At 63.7% G+C, this 22224-nt stretch carries 19 protein-coding genes; 11 read left to right on the top strand and 8 right to left on the bottom strand.

All coding sequences use genetic code 11. From position 1 onward, the window contains the following. Positions 1-8 precede the first annotated feature (8 nt). Both KVP70_RS22985 and KVP70_RS34400 read left to right on the top strand, forming a co-directional pair. Entirely contained in the window at positions 9-1145 is a 1137-nt protein-coding gene (locus tag KVP70_RS22985) for an HAF repeat-containing protein (RefSeq protein WP_217944659.1), read from the top strand. A gap of 209 nt (positions 1146-1354) precedes the next feature. After that, the gene (locus KVP70_RS34400) at positions 1355-1990 is read left to right on the top strand and encodes a hypothetical protein (protein WP_229225037.1); all 636 of its coding nucleotides are present in this window, start codon (positions 1355-1357) and stop codon (positions 1988-1990) included. A 541-nt stretch (positions 1991-2531) separates the two neighbouring features. On the opposite strand, the gene KVP70_RS22975 is transcribed toward KVP70_RS34400, so the two are convergent. Continuing rightward, positions 2532-3335, bottom strand: coding sequence for an alpha/beta fold hydrolase (locus KVP70_RS22975; protein ID WP_217944657.1), 804 nt, complete (start codon positions 3333-3335; stop codon positions 2532-2534). A gap of 1 nt (position 3336) precedes the next feature. Further along, positions 3337-4647, bottom strand: a complete 1311-nt coding sequence (locus KVP70_RS22970) for an O-acetylhomoserine aminocarboxypropyltransferase (RefSeq protein ID WP_217944655.1) — start codon at positions 4645-4647, stop codon at positions 3337-3339. Positions 4648-4846: 199 nt separating this feature from the next. Here KVP70_RS22970 and KVP70_RS22965 point away from each other — a divergent pair, with 199 nt between their 5' ends. Then, complete coding sequence (locus KVP70_RS22965; RefSeq protein ID WP_217944653.1) at positions 4847-5302, top strand: CBS domain-containing protein; 456 nt, start codon at positions 4847-4849, stop codon at positions 5300-5302. An 80-nt stretch (positions 5303-5382) separates the two neighbouring features. On the opposite strand, the gene KVP70_RS22960 is transcribed toward KVP70_RS22965, so the two are convergent. Further along, positions 5383-7644, bottom strand: a complete 2262-nt coding sequence (locus KVP70_RS22960; protein WP_217944650.1) for a putative bifunctional diguanylate cyclase/phosphodiesterase — start codon at positions 7642-7644, stop codon at positions 5383-5385. A 252-nt stretch (positions 7645-7896) separates the two neighbouring features. Between KVP70_RS22960 and aroC the strand changes: the two genes are divergently transcribed. Together aroC and KVP70_RS22950 are read left to right on the top strand one after the other, a co-directional pair. Further along, positions 7897-9015, top strand: coding sequence for a chorismate synthase (aroC, locus tag KVP70_RS22955; protein ID WP_217944648.1), 1119 nt, complete (start codon positions 7897-7899; stop codon positions 9013-9015). Positions 9016-9018: 3 nt separating this feature from the next. Further along, complete coding sequence (locus tag KVP70_RS22950) at positions 9019-10170, top strand: MFS transporter (protein ID WP_217944646.1); 1152 nt, start codon at positions 9019-9021, stop codon at positions 10168-10170. On the opposite strand, the gene KVP70_RS22945 is transcribed toward KVP70_RS22950, so the two are convergent. The 4 genes from KVP70_RS22945 to KVP70_RS22930 all read right to left on the bottom strand — a co-directional run bounded on the left by KVP70_RS22945 (position 10171) and on the right by KVP70_RS22930 (position 16117). Then, a complete protein-coding gene (locus KVP70_RS22945) occupies positions 10171-11667 on the bottom strand; it encodes an HDOD domain-containing protein (RefSeq protein WP_217944645.1) in 1497 nt (498 codons plus the stop codon). It lies immediately after the preceding gene. Next, positions 11664-13337 carry a putative bifunctional diguanylate cyclase/phosphodiesterase gene (locus KVP70_RS22940; RefSeq protein WP_217944644.1) on the bottom strand — a complete coding sequence of 558 codons (1674 nt, stop codon included), beginning with the start codon at positions 13335-13337 and terminating at the stop codon, positions 11664-11666. Before KVP70_RS22940 ends, KVP70_RS22945 begins: the two co-directional genes overlap by 4 nt. A 258-nt stretch (positions 13338-13595) precedes the next feature. Beyond that, complete coding sequence (locus tag KVP70_RS22935) at positions 13596-14903, bottom strand: enoyl-CoA hydratase-related protein (RefSeq protein ID WP_229225036.1); 1308 nt, start codon at positions 14901-14903, stop codon at positions 13596-13598. An 11-nt stretch (positions 14904-14914) separates the two neighbouring features. Then, complete coding sequence (locus tag KVP70_RS22930) at positions 14915-16117, bottom strand: acetyl-CoA C-acetyltransferase (protein ID WP_217944642.1); 1203 nt, start codon at positions 16115-16117, stop codon at positions 14915-14917. Between the two features lie 109 nt (positions 16118-16226). Here KVP70_RS22930 and KVP70_RS22925 point away from each other — a divergent pair, with 109 nt between their 5' ends. From KVP70_RS22925 to KVP70_RS22900, 6 genes are all read left to right on the top strand, one after another. After that, positions 16227-17387 carry an acyl-CoA dehydrogenase family protein gene (locus tag KVP70_RS22925; RefSeq protein WP_217944640.1) on the top strand — a complete coding sequence of 387 codons (1161 nt, stop codon included), beginning with the start codon at positions 16227-16229 and terminating at the stop codon, positions 17385-17387. Continuing rightward, positions 17384-19060, top strand: coding sequence for an isovaleryl-CoA dehydrogenase (locus KVP70_RS22920; RefSeq protein WP_217944638.1), 1677 nt, complete (start codon positions 17384-17386; stop codon positions 19058-19060). The genes KVP70_RS22925 and KVP70_RS22920 overlap by 4 nt, the downstream gene beginning before the upstream one ends. A gap of 15 nt (positions 19061-19075) precedes the next feature. Next, on the top strand, positions 19076-19657 hold the full coding sequence (locus KVP70_RS22915; protein ID WP_116990832.1) for a TetR/AcrR family transcriptional regulator: 582 nt from the start codon (positions 19076-19078) through the stop codon (positions 19655-19657). Positions 19658-19695: 38 nt separating this feature from the next. Continuing rightward, positions 19696-20346, top strand: coding sequence for a uracil phosphoribosyltransferase (gene upp, locus KVP70_RS22910; protein ID WP_217944637.1), 651 nt, complete (start codon positions 19696-19698; stop codon positions 20344-20346). 5 nt (positions 20347-20351) lie between these two features. Then, complete coding sequence (locus KVP70_RS22905) at positions 20352-20708, top strand: Hpt domain-containing protein (protein WP_217944636.1); 357 nt, start codon at positions 20352-20354, stop codon at positions 20706-20708. A 285-nt stretch (positions 20709-20993) separates the two neighbouring features. After that, a complete protein-coding gene (locus tag KVP70_RS22900; RefSeq protein ID WP_020703630.1) occupies positions 20994-21197 on the top strand; it encodes a cold-shock protein in 204 nt (67 codons plus the stop codon). 86 nt (positions 21198-21283) lie between these two features. On the opposite strand, the gene KVP70_RS22895 is transcribed toward KVP70_RS22900, so the two are convergent. Beyond that, positions 21284-22195, bottom strand: a complete 912-nt coding sequence (locus tag KVP70_RS22895) for a LysR family transcriptional regulator (RefSeq protein ID WP_217944635.1) — start codon at positions 22193-22195, stop codon at positions 21284-21286. Positions 22196-22224: the final 29 nt, after the last annotated feature.

Here is a 22224-nt window from a genome sequence, read left to right as displayed (position 1 = left end):
GAGATGTCATGCTGAGAATGCCGATTGCGGTGGTCTTGTTGGGTTTTGCCGGCGTGGCGTCTTCCGCCCAGCAGTTGCACCCGCCGGGCTTGGGCGAGCGCGGCAACGAGGCCAGTATCGCGGTCGATATCAACGCTGCGGGCCAGGTGGCCGGCATCATCGAGGAAGAGAGCGGCCGCCAGCGCGCGGTGTTGTGGAACAAACGCCTGGTTGAACTGGGTACGCTCGGCGGCAGCGACTCCTTCACCACCGGCATCAACATCGGCGGCGACGTGGTCGGTTCGGCGCAGGACGGCGCCGGCCACTGGCGCGCCTTCGTCACCCGCGCCGGCCTGGCGATGCGCGATCTCGGCACGCTGGGCGGCGGCAGCAGCTACGGCACCGGCATCAGCCGCTCCGGCCAGACGGTGGGCTTTGCCGACACCAGCGACGGCTACTTCCACGCGTTTTCCACCGGCGCCAAGGGCGACGGCCCGCTGGTCGACCTGGGCACCTTGGGCGGCAACATCAGCTACGCGGCCGGCGTCAACACCGACGGCGTGATCGTCGGAACGGCGGCGCTGTCGGACGGTTATCGCCGCGCCTTCATCTACCGGCCCGGCGTCGGCATGAAGGAATTGGGCACGCTGGGCGGACGCTCCAGCGGCGCCACCGCCGTCAACGATTCCGGCGTGGTGGTCGGTTCATCCGAAACGCCGGACCGGCGCTGGCACGCCTTTGTCCACGATGGCAAAAAGATGGTCGACCTGGGCGCGATGATCGGCTACGGCAACAGCTTCGCCACCGCCATCAACGCCGCCGGCCATGTGGTCGGCAGCATCCGCATCGGCGACGAGCGCCGCTCCTTCGTCTACCGCGACGGCAAGATGACGGTGCATCCGGGCGGCTTCGGGCTGTACCTGGTCAACAGCATCAACGCCGAGGAACTGGTGATCGGCGCCAAGTACGTCGGCAAGAAGTTCGAAGCGTCGACCATGCACTCGGCTCAGCGCGCCGTGGTCACGCACGGCGGCAACGATCTGTTGACGCTGATCTTGGTGGTGCTGACCACCACCGCAGGCATCGTGATCTACCGCCGCCGCTATCGCGGCATCGTGATGCAAGGCGCGAACCGCATCATCCGCTTCAAGTTCCCGCAAAACTGACGGCGAATTAGACTTCGCTCGCCCCTGATAATCTTGAGAATCTTGAGAAGGTGTGCTAATCTGAGTTCATCTACTGGAGTCGTGATGACTAATTCAGATGGCACGCCTGCCGACCTCAAATTTAAGGCGCCGTGCTTCCCGCCCGATGATGCGTTTTCTTTGTCGCCCATCCTCCGATTGCTCCTCCTTTCGCTGCTTAAGGAGGTATCTTGGTATCAACAGTGAAAAATAGAGTAGTCGAGAGCCGTCCAACTCAACACGGTGCCGTCGAGCGCGTGCTTGAACAGTTTACGCAACTTGTTGAAGATCGGTTGGAAGCGCTTGCTTGTGGCCGTGATCGAGAGAAGGTGATCGCGCTAGGTATGCAGGCTTTAAGCGAAGCGCGTGCGTCGCTGACGAGTATCTCTGTTAATAAAACACTGCCTGCTACCAAGCTAAAGGCTTCGGATGTCATTTCTCAAGGGTTGGTGTCCCTTTCACAGGCCACGTTGTACCGGGCTGCTGAAAGTGGACGCTTTTACTTTATTACGCCTAAGGGCCGCAGTATCGGCAGGGAATTCCCGGCATGGCAATTTATTGAGCCTGTGCCTGAGTTAATCGAACCGGTGTTGCACCAACTTGAGAATCAGCCGAGTAGCGAAATTCATGCATTCTGGGTGGGTGCGGTTGACGATATTAATGGGCTTTCGCCGGCGGAACTGCTGGCGGGGAGTCCTTTTGAGACGCGTCTTGAAGTTTTTGAAAGTCAACGCCGGTTATTGAGTCTTCCGTCAGGTGAACGCTTGCGGAAGGTTCGGGAATTGGCTGCACGTTATACCAGAGGCATGGCCGACATCATAGGCTAGAGCATGTCTTCAAAAAAGAAGGCCCATGTACCACCTCCGTACATCGCTCGGACCTTGCCATCTGACGCGCGAATATGGCAAGCACTGAAGGGCAGTATCTGCGAATTTAAAGCAGGCACATTAATGGTCCGAGCAGCATGGAACCCGAAGTCTGTTTGGCCTGAGCAAGTAGGTAAGACATACCGTTTCGGACCACCGGCCTCACTCGCGGATGATAACGGTGCGTTCGCCTTCCACTGGGTTTATCTCGGCGATAACGCAATTACTGCCGTGTGGGAGGCTGGGCTGTGCGTCAACGACGCAAGCATGCCGGGCATGAGTGGTGTCAATGGCTTGGTTGTGCATTGGACCGTATCATTGAGCGGCACCCCATACTGGATGGCATACGCTACATGTCCAGGAAGCATCCCGGTCACTATGCGTATGCTATCTCGTCGCATGTGATGGATAGCCTGGAAGTGTTTCGGCAGGCATCAATCGCGAGCTTCAAGGACACCGCCGAATACGTGGAGCTGCAACGTGATTCATGTTTCTCCAGATTTTAGCTGCCGGCGAAACTGAACAGGGCATCCAGCACCGCATCCGGCTGCTCGCTCATCAGCGAGTGGCCGCTGTCCACCGTCACCACCTTGCCGTGGCTGATGGTGGAGGTCAGCAGTTTGGTGGACTTGGGCGGCGTCATCATGTCGCGTGCGCCGAACAGGAACAGGGTGGGGCAGCGCACCGCCTGTGCCGCCGCTTCGCCGTTGGCGTAGGCGTTGCAGGCCGAGAAATCGGTGTAGAACACCTGCTGCGGATTGATCTGCGAGATGCGCTGCATCAGCCGGCGCGAGCCGCCCAGGGTGTTGAAGCCTGGTCCCGGGCACGACGGCTTTTGCGCGATCGTCGAATGCGACCAGATGTTGACCATGTCGATGGCGCTCTGCTCATCGGTGCGCGAGGTTTCCAGCAGCGCGTCCGAGACCTTCATCGGATAGGTCGAACCTATCATGCCCAGATGCGTCACGCGCTCCGGCGCCTTGTGCGATGCTTCCAGCGCGATCAACGATCCCATGCTGTGGCCGAACAGCGCGGCCTTCCGCACGCCGGCGGCGTCCAGCACTTGCAGCAGCCAGTCCGCCAGTTCGGGCACGCTGCCCTTGGCCGCACCCTTGCTGCGGCCGTGGCCCGGCAGGTCCACCGCCAGCACGCTGTAGCCGTGATGGGCGAAATAACGGGTCTGCAATATCCACACGGAGTGATCGTTTTGCGCGCCGTGGATGAAGACCACGGTCGGCAGGGCGGCGTTGAACGGCTTGCCGCCGGTGTAGCAGTAGGCGTCCACGCCTTGTACGGTCAGCAGCATCTCATGCTCCTTTCTGCGACAGCTTCAGGCCGCGCGCCAGGTCTTCGATCAAGTCGTCCACGTCCTCCAGTCCCACCGACAGCCGCATCGTGCCTTCGGTGATGCCGGACGCCACCAGCTGGTCGGTCGGCACGCGGAAGTGGGTGGTGGAGGCGGGATGGATCGCCAGTGATTTGGCGTCGCCAACGTTGGCCAGGTGCGAAAACACCTTCAGGCTGTCGACGAAGCGGCGGCCGGCGGCGCGGTCGCCCTTGATGTTGAACGAGAACACGGCGCCGCAACCTTTGGGCAGCAGGCGCTTGGCCAGCTCGTAGTCCGGGTGCGACGGCAGTTCGGGGTAGGACACCGATTCCACGGCGGGATTCGACAGCAGGAACTCGACCACCTTGCGGGTGTTGGCCACGTGCCGGTCCATGCGCAGGCCCAGCGTCTCCACGCCTTGCAGCACGGCGAAGGCGTTGTGCGGGCTCATGACGGCGCCGAAGTCGCGCAGACCCTCGCGGCGCGCGCGCAGCGCGAACGCCGCCACCGTGGACTCTTCCGTGAACACCATGCCATGGAAGCCGTCATAAGGTTCGCACAGTTCGGCGAAGCGGCCGGTTTTTTCGTAGGCCGCCTGCCAGTCGAAGGTGCCGCCGTCCACCAGCAGGCCACCGATGGCGGTGCCGTGCCCGCACAGGAACTTGGTGGCCGAGTGAAACACCAGGTCGGCGCCGTGCTCGAAGGGTTTGAGCAGGTAGGGCGTGGTGAAGGTGGAGTCCATCATCAGCGGCAGGTGATGCTCGTGCGCGATGGCGGCGACGGCTTCGATATCGAGTACGTCCAGGCCAGGATTGCCCAGCGTTTCAGCGAACAGCACCTTGGTGTTGGGACGGATCGCCGCGCGCCAGGCGTCGAGATCGCGCGGATCGACGAAGGTGGTCTCGATGCCGAAGCGTTTGAGCGTGTAGGCCAGCATATTGTGCGAGCCGCCGTACAGCGCGCGCGAGGCGACGATGTGCGAGCCGGCGCCGGCGATGGTGGCCAGGCCGAGGTGCATCGCGGCCTGGCCGCTGGCGGTGGCGATGCCGGCCACGCCGCCTTCCAGTGCGGCGATGCGTTCTTCCAGCACCGCGTTGGTCGGGTTCGAGATGCGGGAGTAGACGTGGCCGGCGCGTTCCATGTTGAACAGCGAGGCGGCGTGGTCGGAGTCCTTGAAGGCAAAGGAGGAGGTGAAGTAGACCGGCGTGGCGCGGGCGCCGGTGGCGGGGTCGGGCGCCGCGCCGGCGTGCAGCGCGAGGGTGTCAAAGCCGGGATATTTAGGTCCGCTCATAAGGTCTCGTTGGAGTGATAGGAATGCCCGGCATCCTACCCTGAATCGCGGCTTGGCAACAGCACTGTAAAAATGTTGCGATTTGCTTATCCGCAGCGCTGGATTTTTTGCCGGGCATACGCTACATTCGCTATAAGGCTACAATAATTATTAGAACTCCCATTCACACAGCCTATATCAGCGGACAGGACGGCCCAAAATGAAAGTCTCCGAAATTCTTCAGGTTAAAGGCAGCATTCTCTACACTATTTCGCCTGACCAGCCGTTGGCGGACGCCGCTAATACCATGGCGGAAAAAGACATCGGCTCGCTGGTGGTCATGGAATTCGGCGAATTGGCCGGCATGCTGACCTTCCGCGAGGTGTTGCGCGCCCTGCACGAAAACGCCGGCACGGTAGGTGCGGGCACGGTGCGCAAGCACATGGACGACCATCCGATCACCGTGACCCCGGATACCGAGGTCAACGAGGTGCGCCGCATCATGCTGGAAAAGCACGCGCGCTACCTGCCGGTGATGAACGCGAAGACCATTCTGGGCGTGATTTCGTTCTACGACGTCGCGCGCGCGGTGCTGGAAGCGCAGAGCTTCGAGAACAAGATGCTGAAAGCGTACATCCGCGACTGGCCGGCTGAAACGGCTGACCAGACGGATTAAGCCCGCATAGTAGCAATGAAAAACGCCATGTGGCATTGCGACGATCTTGAGCGTCGCAAGCGCACATGGCGTTTTTTTATTTAGGCCGCGCCTTCCAGCGCGTCGTTGCTGAGCCAGCCGTTGAGCGCTGTCGCCGTCATCGGCCGCGCGAACAGGAAGCCCTGCGCCAGCGGACAGCCCAGCGCTTGCAGTATCTGCGCCTGGCGCTCGTCCTCCACGCCTTCCGCGATCACGGCCAGGCCCAGGTTGCGGCCCAGCTGGATCACCATCTCGGCGATGCTGCTGCCGCGCGCGGAACCGGTGATCTCGGTAACGAAGGCGCGGTCGATCTTCAGGCGGTCGATCTGCAGGCGCTGCAGGTAGGACAGCGACGAGAAGCCGGTACCAAAATCGTCGATCGCGATGCTGACGCCGGTCTGCTTGATCTGGCCCAGCATCTTGATCAGCATGTCCGGCTCTTCCATCGCCATCGATTCGGTGATCTCCAGTTCCACGAACTCCGGCGGCGCGCCGGTGTCGTCCAGCGCCCTGCGCAGCATCTCCAGGAAGTGCGGATGGCGGAACTGCACCTGCGAGACGTTAATCGACATCATGAAGTTGGCATGCCCTGCCTTGCGCAGGGCCACCAGCTCGCCGCAGGCGGTGCGCATCACCCATTCGCCCAGGTCGATGATCAGGCCCGAATACTCGGCGATCGGAATGAAGCGGTCCGGCGAGATGAACTTGCCGTCCGGCGTCTGCCAGCGCAGCAGCGCCTCGGCGCCCACCGGCCGACGCGTGGCCAGGTCGATCTGCGGCTGGTACACCACGAACAGCTGGTTCTGGCCGAAGGCGGTGCGCAGCGCGTGCATCATGCGCACCCGCTCGCGGATCTCCACGCCCATCGAGCGCGAGAAGTAGAAGTGGCCGGCGCGCTGCTGCGACTTGGCGCGCTTGAGGGCGATGTCGGCATCCTTGAGGGCGTCGGCGCCGCTGCCTTCATGCTCGCCCAGGCGCACCAGGCCCAAGGTGGCCGACAGCTGCACGTCCTGGCCGTCGATGCTGAACGGATGGGCGAACAGCGCCAGGATATTGGCCGGGTTCACTTGCGCGGAGTCGCCCAGCACGCAGAAGATGTCGCCGCCGATGCGCGCCACCGTCAGCTGGTCGCCCAGCTGCGTTTGCAGGCGACCGGCGACGGCCAGCAGCAGCATGTCGCCGAACTGGTGGCCGAGCGCGTCGTTGGTTTCGGCAAAGTGATCCAGATCAACCAGCGACAGCGTGGCCTCGTCGCGCGCCGGGCCGGCCAGCGTGGCGTCCAGGATTTCGACCAGGCGGGTGCGGTTGGGCAGCTTGGATAACTGATCGTAGAAGGCGGCGTTGTGCAGGTGCGTGACCAGCTCCACATTGTCCAGGCCGACGGCCACGTTGGCGCAGAACACTTCCAGCAGGCGTTCGTCGATCTCGGTCGGCGCGCGGCCGACGTCGAGGTAGGCGACGAAGTCGCGGCTGGCTTTGCCGGCGAAGTACAGCGTGATGAAGTCCGGGCCGTAGATGTTGCGGCGCTGGCCCAGGGTCAGCTCCATGGCGTCGTACACCGCCTTGTGGTCCTGGTCGCACAGCGTCGCGTTGTCTAGGTGGCGGTAGCTGCCGATGGTGGCCATCACCATCAGCTTGTGGCAGCCGTCTTCCGGGCACTCCTGCACGCACAGCACGCCGTTGCCGTCCTGGCCGAGCAGGTCGGCGATCTGGGCCAGCACACCGGAGGCGAAGTTCTGCACGCCGTGCAGCGACATCAGCTGGGTGCTGGCGTGGACGATCTGGTTCAGGCCGCGGCGGCTGTCGTTGATCTTGCGGATTTGTTCGTAGGAGCGGATCGCCGCCGTCACCGTGGTGAACAGCTTGATGCGGGTCAGCTCGGACTTGGTCTTGTAATCGTTGATGTCGAAGTCGCGGATGGCGTCGATCTCCGGCGCATAGCCGGGCTGGCCGGTGCGCAGGATGATGCGCACGTCGGCCAGGTTCAGCGTTTCGCGGATGTAGCGCACCAGATGCAGGCCGGCGTCGTCCTGCTCCATCACCACGTCGAGCAGGATGACGGCGATCTCGGTTTCGTGTTTTAACAGTTCGCGCGCCTGCCCAGCCGAATACGCATGGACGAATTCGAGCGGGCGCTGCTGCATGTCGAGGTTGCCAAGCGCGAAAGTGGTGGTCGAGTGCACATCCTCATCGTCGTCGATGATCATGACCCGCCAAACGTTGCGGGCACCCGGTACCGCAGGAGCCGTCGGATGCTCTTCTAAGAATACCAGATCGTCTTGATCGTCCTTGGATTGCTCAAGGGGTGTGATCGGTGGGGGCATGTGTAGCTTCTCCAGGATTTCTCGGTGTTCTTGAGATCAAGTATATAGCGAATTGTTAAAAAGAACGCAGATTTCCCATGGTTTACACAGAACGTTGCATACTGATGTGCAAGTTTGCCATGCTTACATTGAAAGAATGATATTTTACCAATGGAAACTTGTGCTTTGGAAATTATTATGCCGGCACGACGGCAATCGCCGCCGGCTGGTAGAATTGGGTACTTTCCACCTTTTTCCAAAGATTCTCTTCCTATGTCCGGCAATACATTTGGCAAATTGTTTTCTGTTACTACGTTTGGTGAGTCGCACGGTCCCGCGATTGGTTGTGTGATCGATGGCTGCCCGCCGGGACTGCCTTTGTCGGAAGCGGACATCCAGCCGGAACTGGACCGCCGCAAGCCGGGCACGTCGCGCCACGTGACACAGCGCAAGGAGCCGGACACGGTGGAAATCCTGTCGGGGGTGTACCTTGGCGTCACCACCGGCACGCCGATCGCACTGCTGATCCGCAACGAAGACCAGCGCAGCAAGGACTACGGCAATATCGCCGAGAGTTTCCGCCCTGGCCATGCAGATTACACCTATTGGCATAAATACGGCGTGCGCGATCCGCGCGGCGGCGGCCGCTCGTCGGCGCGCCTGACGGCGCCGGTGGTCGGCGCTGCCGCCATCGCCAAAAAATGGCTGAACCAGCAATACGGCACCGTGTTCAAGGGCTGCATGAGCCAGCTCGGCGACATCGAAGTGCCGTTCCAGGACTGGATCCACGTGCACGACAACCCCTTCTTCGCGGCCAGCGGCGACGCCGCCCTGATCGCCCGCATGGAAGAGGCGATGGACGAACTGCGCAAGGCCGGCGATTCGATCGGCGCGCGCATCGACGTCATCGCCCAGAACATCCCGGTGGGCCTGGGCCAGCCTATCTACGACAAGCTCGACGCCGACATCGCCTACGCGATGATGGGCATTAACGCCGTCAAGGGCGTGGAAATCGGCGCCGGTTTCAAGTCGGTGGCGCAGAAGGGTTCCGTGCACGGCGACTCGCTGACGCCGACCGGCTTCATCGGCAACAACGCCGGCGGCGTGCTGGGCGGTATTTCGACCGGCCAGGACATCACGGTGTCGATCGCCATCAAGCCGACGTCGTCGATCCGCACGCCGCGCCAGTCGATCGACATGGACGGCAAGCCGGTGATGGTCGAGACCTTCGGCCGCCACGATCCGTGCGTCGGCATCCGCGCCACGCCGATCGCCGAGGCCATGCTGGCGCTGGTGCTGATGGACCACGCGCTGATGCATCGCGCGCAGTGCGGCGACGTCCACGTGACCACGCCGAACATCGCGCCGCCCGCATCGCCCACCTCGCGCTAAGCGGTGCCGGTACAAGCCTTCAGCTTCGCCTTATTCCTGTTTTGCTACTACGCGCACGCGGGAACCTGGACCACCTACGCCACGCTGTTCTTTGCCGATAAAGGCATGACGGTGGCGCAGATCGGCGTGCTGATGTCGATGACCCAGGTGCTGCGCATCGTCGGCCCCAACGTCTGGGGCTACGTCGCCGATCACTACGACCGTCGCGTGCTGGTGCTGCGCATGGCCGGCTTTGCCGCGCTGGTGGGATTTTCCGGCTTCTTCTTCGGCAGCACCTTTGCCCACTTCATGCTGGCGATGATCGTGCTGAACCTGTTCACCAGTGGCCAGGCGCCGATCTGCGAGGCGCTGATGCTGTCCGAGATGCGCGGCGACCTGACGTTCTATGGACGCATCCGCATGTGGGGTTCGATCGGTTTCATCGTCTCGGTGACCTTGGCCGTATATGCGCTGGAACACTACGGCATCGTCGCGCTGCCATGGGTGGCCGCCGCGTTGCTGGTGCTGACCATCGGCGCCGCGTTCCGCCTGCAGGACGTGCCGCGGCGCGTGCACAAGGTGGCGCCGCCGCCGTTGATGTCGCTGCTGCGCCGGCGCGAGGTGATCGCCTTCTTCTCGTCGACCGCGCTGATGGTGGCGGCCCACACCTCGCTGTACACCTTCTATTCGCTTTATCTGGAACGCAGCGGCTACAGCAAGACCGTGATCGGCGCCATGTGGTCGCTGGGCGTGCTGGCCGAGGTGCTGCTGTTCTACTTCCAGGCGCCGCTGTTCAAGCGCTGGGGCGCCAAGGTCATGATGTACGTGACGCTGGCGGCGGCGCTGGTGCGCTTCCTGATGATCGGTTTTGGCCCGCACGTGTTGTGGTTGCTGATCGTGGCGCAGGTGCTGCATGCGGCCACCTTCGCGCTGCATCACTCGTCTTGCGTGATGACCTTGCAGCGCTGGTTCTCCGGGCCTTTGCAGGCACGCGGCCAGGCGCTGTACATGAGCATTTCGTATGGCGTCGGCGGCTCGCTCGGTGGGCTGTTCCTGGCGCAGTGGTGGGAGAGGGCGGGGCCGGAGTCGGTGTACTACGTGGCGGCGGTGCTGGTGCTGTGTTCCGCGCTGGCTGCCGTGCTGTCCTACCGCTGGCAGCAGCGCGACACTTACTGATTAACTGCGGCTGGAGATGGCTTCCTGCTTGTGGCGGCGCTCGACCGCCTTGACCACCAGCGCGCGCATGTCGTTCAACAGCGAGAACTCGGTCTGGCTCAGCTGGATCGGCGGGAAGGAATCGTCCCAGTCGCCGTACAGGAAACCGGCCGGCTGGCCGTTGGCCGACAACGGCAGGATCACGAAGCTGCGCGCTTCGGACAGGGAACTCTTCCACCACAACGGCAGCTTGGCAGCGAACTTGGCGTCGCGCGCGTTTTCGATGAAGATCACGCGGTCGCTGTTCAGGGCGGCGTGGAACACGTTCGGTTCGTAGGCGTCGTCAAAGCTCAGCGCCGGCAGCAGCTCCTTGCTGCCTTCGCCGAAGCTGATCTTGGCGGTGTACTGGTTCTCCTTGCGGTTGCGGACAAACGCCACCGCGCGCGAGAAGTCCAGGCCCTTGTACACGGTTTCCAGCGCGATCTGCACCATCTGGCCGGGGTTGGCCGTCTCCAGCATGTCGCGCATGTCGGCCAGGCCGCTGAGCAGGATCTTGTTGCCGGCGGCGCGCTGGCGCGTCTTGGCCAGCGCCTTGGCGCGGCGTTCTGCGGGACGCGACAGCGGGGCGATGGTCAGGTCCGCCGCCGCCACCACCTTGGCCTGCTCGATGGCGTGCATCAGGTTGTCCGGTTCCACGCCCAGCATGGCGGAGTAGGCCTCGGTCAGCTGCTTGACCACGGCGGCGCCATCGGGATCGTCGTGCCACAGCGATTCCGCGCACAGCGCCGACATCGTCGACAGGCCGGCGATCCAGTCCGAGGTGCTCACTTCGGCGCCCGGCGCCGGCGGCGCGACCTTGCGCATGCCGTTCACCAGCGTGCCGGGCAGGCCCCAGTGCAGGGCGGCGGCGTGGCCGATTTCTTCCATCGTCAGGCCCAGCATCTCGGGCGCGATGTCGTCGATGTTGCGGCCGTCCTGGTCGGCGGCGCGCTGCAATTCGTGCCAGCGCTCCGGCATGTAGAAGGTGATCATCATGCGGCCCAGCGTGTGCAGCATCGAGCACACCACGGCTTCCTCGCCATGGCGGCTTTCGGCCGTGTAGGCGATCTGCTGCGCCACGATCCCGGCCAGCACGGCCTTTTCCATTTCAATGTGGGCGATGGTGGCGTCGGGCGAGCCGGCGGCCAGTTCCTCGATCAGCTTCAGGCCCAGCGCCAGGTGGCCGATGGCTTCCGTGCCCAGCACCAGCACCGCCTTGGAGACGGTGTTGACGTGCTGGCCGAAGGCCGAATACATGCCGCTATTGGCCAGCCGCAGCACCTTTTGCGTCAGCACCGGGTCGGACAGCACGGTGCGGGTCATATTGAATTCCTGCTCGTCCTCGCCGCGCATCGCGCCCAGGATGGCGGTGATGGCCTTGGCGAAGCCGGGCATGTCGCCGCGGCGGCGGGTGCAGTCCCACAGCGTCGCCAGCGTGGCGTCGCCCAGCGGGGTGCTGGCGGTGAAGCGGGCCGTCATTGCGCCACCTGGCGCAGTTCGGCTGGCACCACTTTGACGTGGATGCTTTCCTTGAGCGCGGCCAAGGCCACGTTGGCGGCCATCGGCTTGCCGGTCAGGTAGCCCTGGATGTACTGGCAGCCGCGCTGCGCCAGGTAGTCCATCTGGCCTTCGGTTTCCACGCCCTCGGCCACCACCGACAAGTCGAGGTGCTTGGCCAGGTCGAGCACGGCGTTGCAGATGGCGCCGTCCTTCTGCGAACCGGGCAGGTCGCGGATGAAGGTGCGGTCGATCTTCAGTACGGAAATGGGGAAGCGCTTCAGGTAGGCCAGCGAGGAATAGCCGGTGCCGAAATCGTCAATGGCGATGCGGGCGTTGCGCTCCGCCATCTTGGACAGGATGGACTCGGCATGCACCGGGTCGATCATCAAAGTGCCTTCTGTGATTTCTAAAACCAATTGCTCACCAAGTAGGCCGGAGAAGGCGATCGCATCGTCCAGCACGTCGAGAAATTTATCGTTGCGGAATTGCCGCGGGCTGATATTAACAGAGATGTACAGGCTGCGCTTGGCCACCTCTTCGAACTGTTTCAGCTGCACGCAGGCGGCTTTCAGCGCCCAGGCGCCCAGCAAATTGATCAGTCCGTTGGTCTCGGCGATCGGGATGAAGCGCGCCGGCGGCACCATGCCCAGGGTCGGGTGCTTCCAGCGCATCAGCGTTTCGAAGCCCTGAATCTCACGCGTGCGGGCGTCGACGATGGGCTGGTAGTACAGCATGAACTCGCCCTCGCGCACCGCCTGGAACATGGCCGCTTCCAGCGAAATATCGTGCTCCGGCGGGCCGGACTGGGACTGGCTGTAGACCACGCAGCGGGCCTTGCCGGTTTCCTTGGCGCGCGACATGGCGGCGTCGGCCAGCGCGACCAGCCGCACCTCGTCCTCGGCGTGTTGCGGATACACCGCCACGCCGACCGAGGCGCCGACATAGATGGTGTGGCTCTCGATTTCAAACGGCGACTGCAAGGTGGCGATCAGGCGGCCGGTGACCAGCTTGATCTGGGCCTCGGTGGCGGTGCCTGGCAACACGGCGACAAACTCGTCGCCGCCGACGCGGGCCAGGGTGTCGCTGTCGCGCAGGGTCTTGCGCAGGCGGGCGGCGGCGGTGCGCAGCACGGCGTCGCCGATCGGATGGCCGAGGCCGTCGTTGACTTTCTTGAAACCATCCAGGCCTATGGTGGCGACCGAGAAGCCTTGGCCGGAGCGGCGCGCATTGGCGATCACCATGCGCATGCGGTCCGACAGCAACAGGCGGTTGGGCAGTTCGGTCAGGGCGTCGTGGGTGGCCATGTGACGCAGGCGCTCTTCGGTGGCGCGCTGCGCCGTCATGTCGCGGCCGACCACCAGCAGTTCGCTGGCGCCGTGCTGGTTGGCGTAGCAGGACACCCGGAGTTCGTGCCAGATCTCGGCGTCCGGTGTCTTGATGCGCACTTCCTGCAGGCGGGACTGGTTCGATGCGGCCACTTCGGCCAGCAGCGTGGCTAGCGGCGCCTGGTCGTCCAGCGACATCAGGCGCGGCAGTGTGTCGCCGGCCAGGGGCGCTTGGCTGGCGATCAGGGTGACGGCGCGCTTGCTGGCAAACAGTATCTGCCCCAGCTGATTCAGGCGGAAAACAACATCGCCCGCCTCTTCCATGAGGTTATCCAATTCATGACGCGGGGATGGGGCTGGGATACTGGAAAACATCGCGAGGATCTAATCTTTCATTTTATACATGTAACGTGGCTGCGCGAATCTTGCAAAACCAGAACGCAATGTATCACTGATGAGAGTGGAATTACATGAAAAATGACAACATCCGGGCTACTTTTACAGTTTTCTATTGAGTTGGGCTAAAAAATAGTACAGCTAGATGAAGATGCACGGCTGTTTCGGGCAGCCGTGCGGGGGGAGTCAGGCGCCGTTGCCGGCCGGCCTGGTGTGGCGCGTGCCGAGCTCGGCTGCACGGTTGGCATAGTGCGGCTGGCCGACATGCTGGACAAAGTGAACCGCGCCGCCAGTGTGGGCCGGGAATCCGAACAGGCGCACGGAAACCAGGTCGGCTTCGTCGTTGCCGAGGGCGCCACTTCCGACCTGGTCCTGCGCCGTGGTGGAGAGCGCATACAACAGGCGGTCGCGGATGTCGGCCAGGTCAGGCGCCACTGCCGCGTCATCGGCTTGGGCCGGGAGGGCGTCCGTGTCGGGTGGTGGCGGCAGGCCGGCGGCGCGGACGGCGTTGCGCAGCAGCGCTTCCGGCACCGCCTGGGCGCGCAAGGCTTGCACCTCGCCGGCGTAGCGCTGGCGCAGGGCGGCGGCCAAGTCCAGTGCCGCCCTGGATGACAGGTCGGCGCGGATCTGGCTCAGGCGTATCAGGTTGCGGGCGACGGGGCTGATCGCCGTCTGGCAGAAATAGCGGCTTTCGATCAATAGGGCGCTGTCGAAGTCGACCTGCAGGCCCTCGACCATGGCGCACAGGATGGCTTCCGGCGCCGGTGCGTGGCCGCCGGTGCGCTCGCGCAGCAAGGCGGGGGCCACTTGCAGCAGGGTCTGCACCGGCGCGGAGGTCAGCGCGCCGCCGGGCAGGCGAAAACCCTTGACGTCCCACGGCTGCACGGCCGGCGCGTCGGCCGCCATGGTGCCGTGCACCAGTTCGGCCACTTCCTCTTCGTTGTCGGCCACGGCGTGCAGCAGGCCGGCGCGCAGCGCCTGGTCGGCCGTCAAGGTCGCGCCTTCCAGCAGCAGCGGCATGGCGGCCTGCAAGCCGGCGAGGCGCACGCTGCGGGCGATTTCGCCCGCCACCGGCGCCACGCCCAGATGCACTTGCGGCAGGCTGAAGGTGGCGTCGACCAGGCTGATGCGGTGATGGCAGGCCAGCGCCAAGCCCAGGGCATGGCCGCTGACGGCGCCGCCCAGTGTGGCGATCACCGGAATGCCCAGGCATTCCAGGCGCCGCAGCAGGGCGTTGTAGGCGCCCAGCATCTGCATGCAATCGCCGGCCTGGGCCGTTGTCAGCGACATCAGGTGTTCGACTTCGTGGTCGGAATCGCCGGCGTCGGCGTGGAAGCCGACGATGACGCCGTGCAGCTCGCCGCGCTTGGCTTCCAGCTTGTCGATCAGCGCCGCCAGTTCGCGCTGGAACAGGCGGCTCAGTGGATTGATGGCGCGCGCGGCCAGCATGACGGTGATGGCGCCGCCGTTTTGATGTGTGGTGATCATGATCATGGTCGTTCCGTTCAGACGCGTTCGATGATGGTGGCGATGCCCATGCCGCCGCCGACACACAGGGTAATCAGGCCGCGCTTGAGTTCGCGGGCTTCCAGTTCGTCCAGCAGGGTGCCGAGCAGCATGCAGCCGGTGGCGCCCAGCGGGTGGCCGAGCGCGATGGCGCCGCCGTTGACGTTGACCTTCTCCTCCGGCACGCCGAGCTCGGACATGAAGCGCATGACCACCGAGGCGAAGGCTTCGTTCACTTCGAACAGGTCGATGTCGCCGATCTCCAGGCCGGCTTTCAACAGCGCCTTGCGGGCGGCCGGCGCCGGGCCGGTCAGCATGATGGTCGGATCGGTGCCGGTGACGGCGGTGGCCAGCACGCGCGCGCGCGGCTTCAGGCCAAGCCGGTTGCCGGCGGCCTTGCTGCCGATCAGCGCCAGCGCGGCGCCGTCGACGATGCCGGACGAGTTGCCGGCCGTGTGGATGTGGTCGACCCGCGCCAGCTGCGGATATTTGCGCAGGGCCACGCTGTCGAAGCCCATCCTGCCGGCCGCCTCGAACGAGGGCTTCAGGCCGCTCAGGGTTTCGATGGTGGTGTTGGGTTTGATGAATTCGTCTTCGGCCAGGATCAGCACGCCGTTCTGGTCGCGCACCGGCACCACCGAGCGGAAGCGGCCGGCGGCGCGCGCGGCGGCGGCCTTTTGCTGCGAGCGCATGGCGTAGGCGTCGACCTGCTCGCGGGTGTAGCCGTCCAGCATGGCGATCAGGTCGGCGCCTATGCCTTGCGGCAGGAAATCGGTGTTGAGGCTGGTTTCCGGGTCGAGCGCCCAGGCGCCGCCGTCCGAGCCCATGGCCACGCGCGACATCGACTCGACGCCGCCGGCCACCACCAGGTCTTCCCAGCCGGAGCGCACTTTCTGCGCCGCCAGGTTGACCGCTTCCAGGCCGGAGGCGCAGAAGCGGTTCAGTTGCACGCCCGCCACTTTCCAGTCCCAGCCGGCCGCCAGCGCGGCGATCTTGGCGATGTCGGCGCCCTGGTCGCCGACCGGCGTGACGCAGCCGAGCACGACATCGTCGATCAGCGCGGTGTCGAGTTTGTGGCGCGATTGCAGTTCCCGCATCAGGCCGGACAACAGCGTGATCGGCTTCACGCTGTGCAAACTGCCATCTTTCTTGCCCTTGCCGCGCGGGGTGCGGATGGCCTCGTACACATAGGCTTCGGTCATGGAATCTCCTTATCTGGACGATCATCATAGAGTGCAAACGACAACAAAGCAACTGCTTGCTTCGTGCTGGTATTTGCGCTAGTCTGACCTGATAATAAGGGGACAGACCATGTTTGACAGCCACGAACATCAGCAATTACAACGCACACTGAAGCGCTTCATCGAGAGCGAAATCAATCCGCATGTCGATGAGTGGGAGGAAGCCGGCATATTTCCGGCCCACGCGCTGTTCCGGAAAATGGGCGAGCTCGGTTTGCTGGGCCTGACGAAGCCGGTCGAGTACGGCGGCCTGGGCCTCGATTATTCGTATTCGATGGCGATGGCCGAAACGCTGGGCCACGTCGACTGCGGCGCGATTCCGATGGCGATCGGCGTGCAGACCGATATGTGCACGCCGGCGCTGGCGCGTTTCGGCTCGGACGCTTTGTGCCGTGAATTTTTGGCGCCGGCCATCAGCGGCGAGATGGTGGGCTGCGTCGGCGTGTCGGAGGCGCATGCGGGGTCCGACGTGGCGGCCATCAAGACCCACGCGCGCAAGGATGGCGGCGACTACATCATCAATGGCAGCAAGATGTGGATCACCAACAGCCTGCAGGCCGACTGGATGTGCGTGCTGGTCAACACCTCCGACGGCCCGGCGCACAAGAACAAGACGCTGGTGATGGTGCCGATGGACACGCCGGGCGTCTCGGTCGGCAAGAAGATCCGCAAGATCGGCATGAACGCTTCCGACACCGGCCTGATTTACTTCGACCAGGTGCGCGTGCCGCAGCGCCATGCCATCGGTGAGGAGGGACAGGGCTTTGTCTACCAGATGTTGCAGTTCCAGGAGGAGCGCCTGTGGGCCGCCGCCAACGCGGTGCAGACGCTGGCCAACTGCATAGCCCTGACGGTGGAGTGGGCAGGCGAGCGGGCAATGTTCGGCGGCCGGCTGCTGGATAATCAGCATGTCTATTTCAAGCTGGCGGAGTTGAAAACGGAAGTCGAGAGCCTGCGCGCGCTGACCTATCGCGCCGGGCAGCTATATATTAGCGGCCAGGATGTGACGGAGCTGGCGTCGATGTGCAAGCTGAAGGCGGGGCGCCTGCTGCGCATCGTGCCCGATGCGTGCATGCAGTTCTGGGGCGGCATGGGCTACAGCTGGGAGAACCGCGTGGCGCGCATGTTCCGCGACGGCCGCCTGACGTCCATCGCCGGCGGCGCCGATGAAGTCATGTTGGGCATCATCGCCAAGCAGATGGGCATCTTGCCCAAGAAGGAGAAGAAATGAATCCATTCGATACGCATGAGGTGCGCAATACGGTTGCGCCGTTTGAAAACGTCAACCTGTATGCGGCCGATCCGGCCTTGCAGGAGGCCTTGCTGCGCGAGGGCGGCGCTGCCGCCGCCGAGTCGCTGCACGCGCTGGGCGCGCAACTGGGCCGGGCCGAGGTGCTCGACCTGGCGCGGCTGGCCAATCTGCACTCGCCCAAGCTGCATAACTTCGACCGCGGCGGCCAGCGCGTGGACGAGGTGGAGTTCCATCCGGCCTGGCACAGTTTGATGACGCTGTTGATCGAGAACGGCGCACATGCGTCGCCGTGGCTGGGCGGCCCTGGCGCGCAAGTCGCGCGGGCGGCGCGCTACATGCTGTTCGGCCAATTGGAGAACGGCTCGCAATGCCCGGTGACGATGACGTATGCCTCCGTGCCGGCGCTGAAGCAGGCGCCGAAGATCGCCGCCAAGTGGCTGCCTAAAATCCTGTCGACTGAATACGATCCGCGCTCGCTGCCGGTGGAACAAAAGCGCGGCGCCATCATCGGCATGGGCATGACGGAGAAGCAGGGCGGCTCCGACGTGCGCTCCAATACAACCCGCGCCGAGCCGCTGCTGCCGTCCGAAGCGCGCGCAATGTTCGGCGACGAGGGCGAGGATGTGTACCGCATCGTCGGCCACAAATGGTTCTTCTCGGCGCCGCAAAGCGATGCGCACCTGATCCTGGCGCAGACCGATGACGCGGGCAAGGCGGGCTTGTCGTGCTTCTTCCTGCCGCGCTACCTGCCGGACGGTAGCCGCAACCAGATCCGCGTGCAGCGCCTGAAGGACAAGCTGGGCAACCGATCCAATGCTTCCTCGGAAGTGGAGTTCACCGGCGCCTATGGCTGGTTGATCGGCAAGCCGGGGCGCGGCATTCCGACGATTTTGGAAATGGGCAGCCACACCCGCCTCGATTGCGTACTGGGTAGCGCAGGCACCATGCGCGCGGCGCTGACGCATGCGCTGCATCACGCGCGCGGACGCTCGGCGTTCGGCCGTCCGCTGTCCGAGCAGCCGCTGATGCAGAACGTGCTGGCCGACCTGGCGCTGGAATCGGAAGCGGCGACGGCCTTCGGCATGCGCCTGGCGCGCTGCTTCGACCAGGGCGACGATCCGGCGCAGGCGCTGCTGGCGCGCATCCTGACGCCGGCCGGCAAGTACTGGATCTGCAAACGCGGCCCCGCCTTCGGCGCGGAGGCGATGGAGGTCATCGGCGGCAGCGGCTACGTGGAGGACGGCCCGCTAGCGCGCCTGTACCGCGAACTGCCCGTCAATTCGATCTGGGAAGGCTCCGGCAACGTCATGTGCCTTGACTTGCTGCGCGCCTTCGGCAAAACTCCTGCCGCGCGCGCGGCGTTGGCGGCGGAGCTGGCGTTGGCCGGCGAGTCCGATGTCGACTACCTCCGCCACACGCAAGCCTTGCTGGCCGATCTGGATCAGCCGCAGTCCGACGAATTCGGCGCCCGCGTGCTGGCCGAGCGCGTGGTGCTGGCGGTGCAGGCCGGCCTGTTGTTGCGGCATGCGCCGGCGTATGTGTCGTCGGCGTTTGTCGCATCGCGGCTGGCGCGCGAGCCGGGTGGCGCGTTCGGGCGCTTGCCGGCGGGCGTGGATTGCGCCGCGATCCTGGCGCGGGCCCTTGTTGAATAAATTGGATAAACAGTTATGACGAATACAGCTCCTGTCGACAACCGCCGCGCCGATCTGGTGCGCGTGGCCGCGCGCCTGTTCCGCGAGCGCGGTTTCGACGGCACCACCACGCGCGACATCGCCGATGCGGTCGGCATGCGCTCGGGCAGCCCGTTCTATCACTTCAAGAGCAAGCAGGAGATCCTCGCCGCCGTGATGGAGGAGGGCCTGGTGGCGGGTCTGCCGGCCGCCGAGCAGATCGCCGCCGGCGAACTGCCGCCACGCGCCAAGTTCCAGGCGCTGGTGCGCGCTCACCTGGAGATTGTGCTGGGCGAAGGCCACGACTTCATTCCGGTGCTGCTGTACGACTGGCGCCGCCTGACGCCGGAGCTGCGCGAGCGGGTGCAGGTGCTGCGCGACCGCTACGATCAGCTGTGGCAGGATGTGGTGAACGAACTTTCGGCCGCCGGCCTGCTGCGCAGCGACAGCGCGGTCGCCCGCCTGCTGCTGATGGGCGCCATTAACTACAGCGTGTTGTGGTACAAGCCGGGCCAGGGATCGAACCTGGACCAGATCGCGGAGGAGGCGGTCGCCATGTTTCTGGGACCTGAGGCCTAGTATAATAAGCGGCACATACCGACTAAAAAGAGCAAACAATGAAACAAGATCCGCGTTTTCCTAATCTGTTCATCACCGACCACCCGCTGATCCAACATAAACTGAGCCACATGCGCGCCAAGGATACGTCGACCCGTACCTTCCGCGACCTGCTCAAGGAAATCACGCTGCTCATGGGTTACGAGATCACGCGCGACCTGCCGCTGACCACCCGCACCATCGAAACCCCTCTGATGACCATCGACGCACCGGTCATCGCCGGCCGCAAGCTGGCCATTGTTCCCATCCTACGCGCCGGCATCGGCATGAGCGACGGCCTGCTGGACCTGGTGCCGTCGGCGCGCGTGGGCCACATCGGCGTGTTCCGCGACCCGGAAACCCACCAGCCGGTGGAATACCTGGTGCGCCTGCCGGATACGGTTGAACGCACCTTCATCCTGTGCGACCCGATGGTGGCGACCGGTAATTCGGCGGTGCACGCGGTCGACGTACTGAAAAAGCGCGGCGTGACCGACGAGCAGATCATCTTCCTGGCCCTGGTGGCGGCGCCTGAAGGCATCACGGTGTTCCAGAAAGCGCATCCTGGCGTGAAGATCTACTGCGCCTCGCTGGATTCCCACCTGAATGACCACGCTTACATCGTCCCAGGCTTGGGCGACGCCGGCGACCGCATCTTCGGCACCAAGTAATCATCATGACGATGCCTGACGATCCAGCCTTTCGTGCCCGCCTGGCGGCGTTGAGCGAAAAATTCGCCGCGACCGTGCCGGGTACGCTGGAGCGGATCACCCAGGCGCTCGCCGTCTGCAAGGCATCCGGGGCCGATTTGCCGCCGGATGCGCATCTGTATCAACTCCACGAATTACTGCACGGCGTGGCCGGATCGGCCGGGACCTTTGGTTTTGTCATGTTTGGGCAGCAAGCGCGGCGCATCGAGCACATGGTGCGCGGCGTATTGACCGACCACACAGGCTGGCCAGCGGTGATACCGGAAGTGGAAAAGCTGCTGATTTGGGCTTCCCGTGACGCGCAAGCAACAACTTACGCATAAGCGTGCGCTTGATCCACCTCAAGTCGCGTACTATTAAGTTGTCTACAGTGTTACATACGCCCGGATTTACGAGTGTTGAGCGTTGGAAAGTTATCCTTTTGGGCAGTTTTCTACCAAAAATAGAATGGCTTTGCATTTATTTTCACGAAGACGTGCTTTTCTCTCGTAAATGGGTATAATGCGGGATCGTTTAGATTCAAGAGTAGTGCAGTTAGTCTGTCATTTCTTTCTTGCCTCAAACGATATCACGGGCGCAAGCCCAACTTAACTGAAATAGGAATTGTAATGGCAACTGGTATCGTAAAATGGTTCAATGATTCGAAGGGCTTCGGCTTTATCACCCCTGACGAAGGCGGCGAAGATCTGTTCGCTCACTTCTCGGCGATTCAGTCCGCAGGCTTCAAGTCGCTGCAAGAGAACCAACGCGTTTCTTTTGAAGTGACCGCTGGTCCTAAGGGCAAGCAAGCTTCGAACATTCAGCCAATCTAATACGCTGAATCTAACGAAATAAAGAAATCCTCGGTATCCGAGGATTTTTTTTCGCCCGCATTTTCGTGTGGGCTGTCAAAACGATATTATTTCCAGGACTTGCGCCAGTAGTCCGGCTGCGCATAGGTGTGCCGCAGGAAGTCCACGAAGGCCCGTATCCGCAGCGGCAGGTGTCGGCGCTGCGCGAACACCGCGTAAATGTCGTTGCCCGGCGCGGCGTGCTGGTTCAGCACCGTCTGCAGCTTGCCCGCTTCAATCTCATTTCCCACTTCCCACATCGAGCGCCACGCCAGGCCTTTGCCGGCCAGCGCCCAGTCGTGCAGCACCTGGCCGTCGTTGCTGCCCATGTTGCCGCCGACCTTCATCACCACGTTCTTGCCGTTGTCGCGGAAGGTCCAGCCGCGCTGGCTGCCTTCGCTGCTGATCGCCAGGCAGTTGTGCTTGGCCAGGTCGGCCAGCGTCTTCGGTTCGCCATGGCGTTTGAGGTAGGAGGGCGCGGCCACCACCACCCGTTCGTTGTCGGCCAGCTTGACGCTGACCAGGTTGGAATCGGACAGGCTGGCGATGCGGATCGCGACGTCGATGCCTTCGCCGACGATGTCGACCACGCGGTCGCTCATGTTGAGCGTGACGCTGACGTCGCGGTGCTCGGACAGGAAGGAGGGAATCAGCGGCGCCACGTGCTGGCGGCCGAAACCGGCCGGCGCCGAGATCATCAGGTGGCCCGTGGCGTGCGCGCTACGTTCGGCGACGGCGGTTTCGGCTTCCTCCAGTTCGGCCAGGATGCGCTGGCAGTCCTCCAGGAAGGCCGCGCCTTCGTTGGTCAACGCCAGTTTGCGCGTGGTGCGTTGCAAAAGTTTGACACCCAGACGGCTCTCCAGCGCGTCCAGGCGGCGGCCTATCATGGCGGGCGCGATGCCCTCGGCCCGCGCGGCGGCCGACAGGCTGCCCTTGGCGACTACTTCTACGAAGGTGGAAATCTGTCTGAATTGACCCATGGAAAGCCTAGCCTGTCATTTGTGATAAA

Origin of the sequence: Duganella violaceipulchra (assembly GCF_019166075.1) — a bacterium.
In the GTDB taxonomy this organism is placed as follows: Bacteria; Pseudomonadota; Gammaproteobacteria; order Burkholderiales; family Burkholderiaceae_D; genus Rugamonas; species Rugamonas violaceipulchra.
The sequence above is the reverse complement of the archived record's forward strand: the minus strand, read 5'-3'. Positions and strand labels throughout refer to the sequence as shown.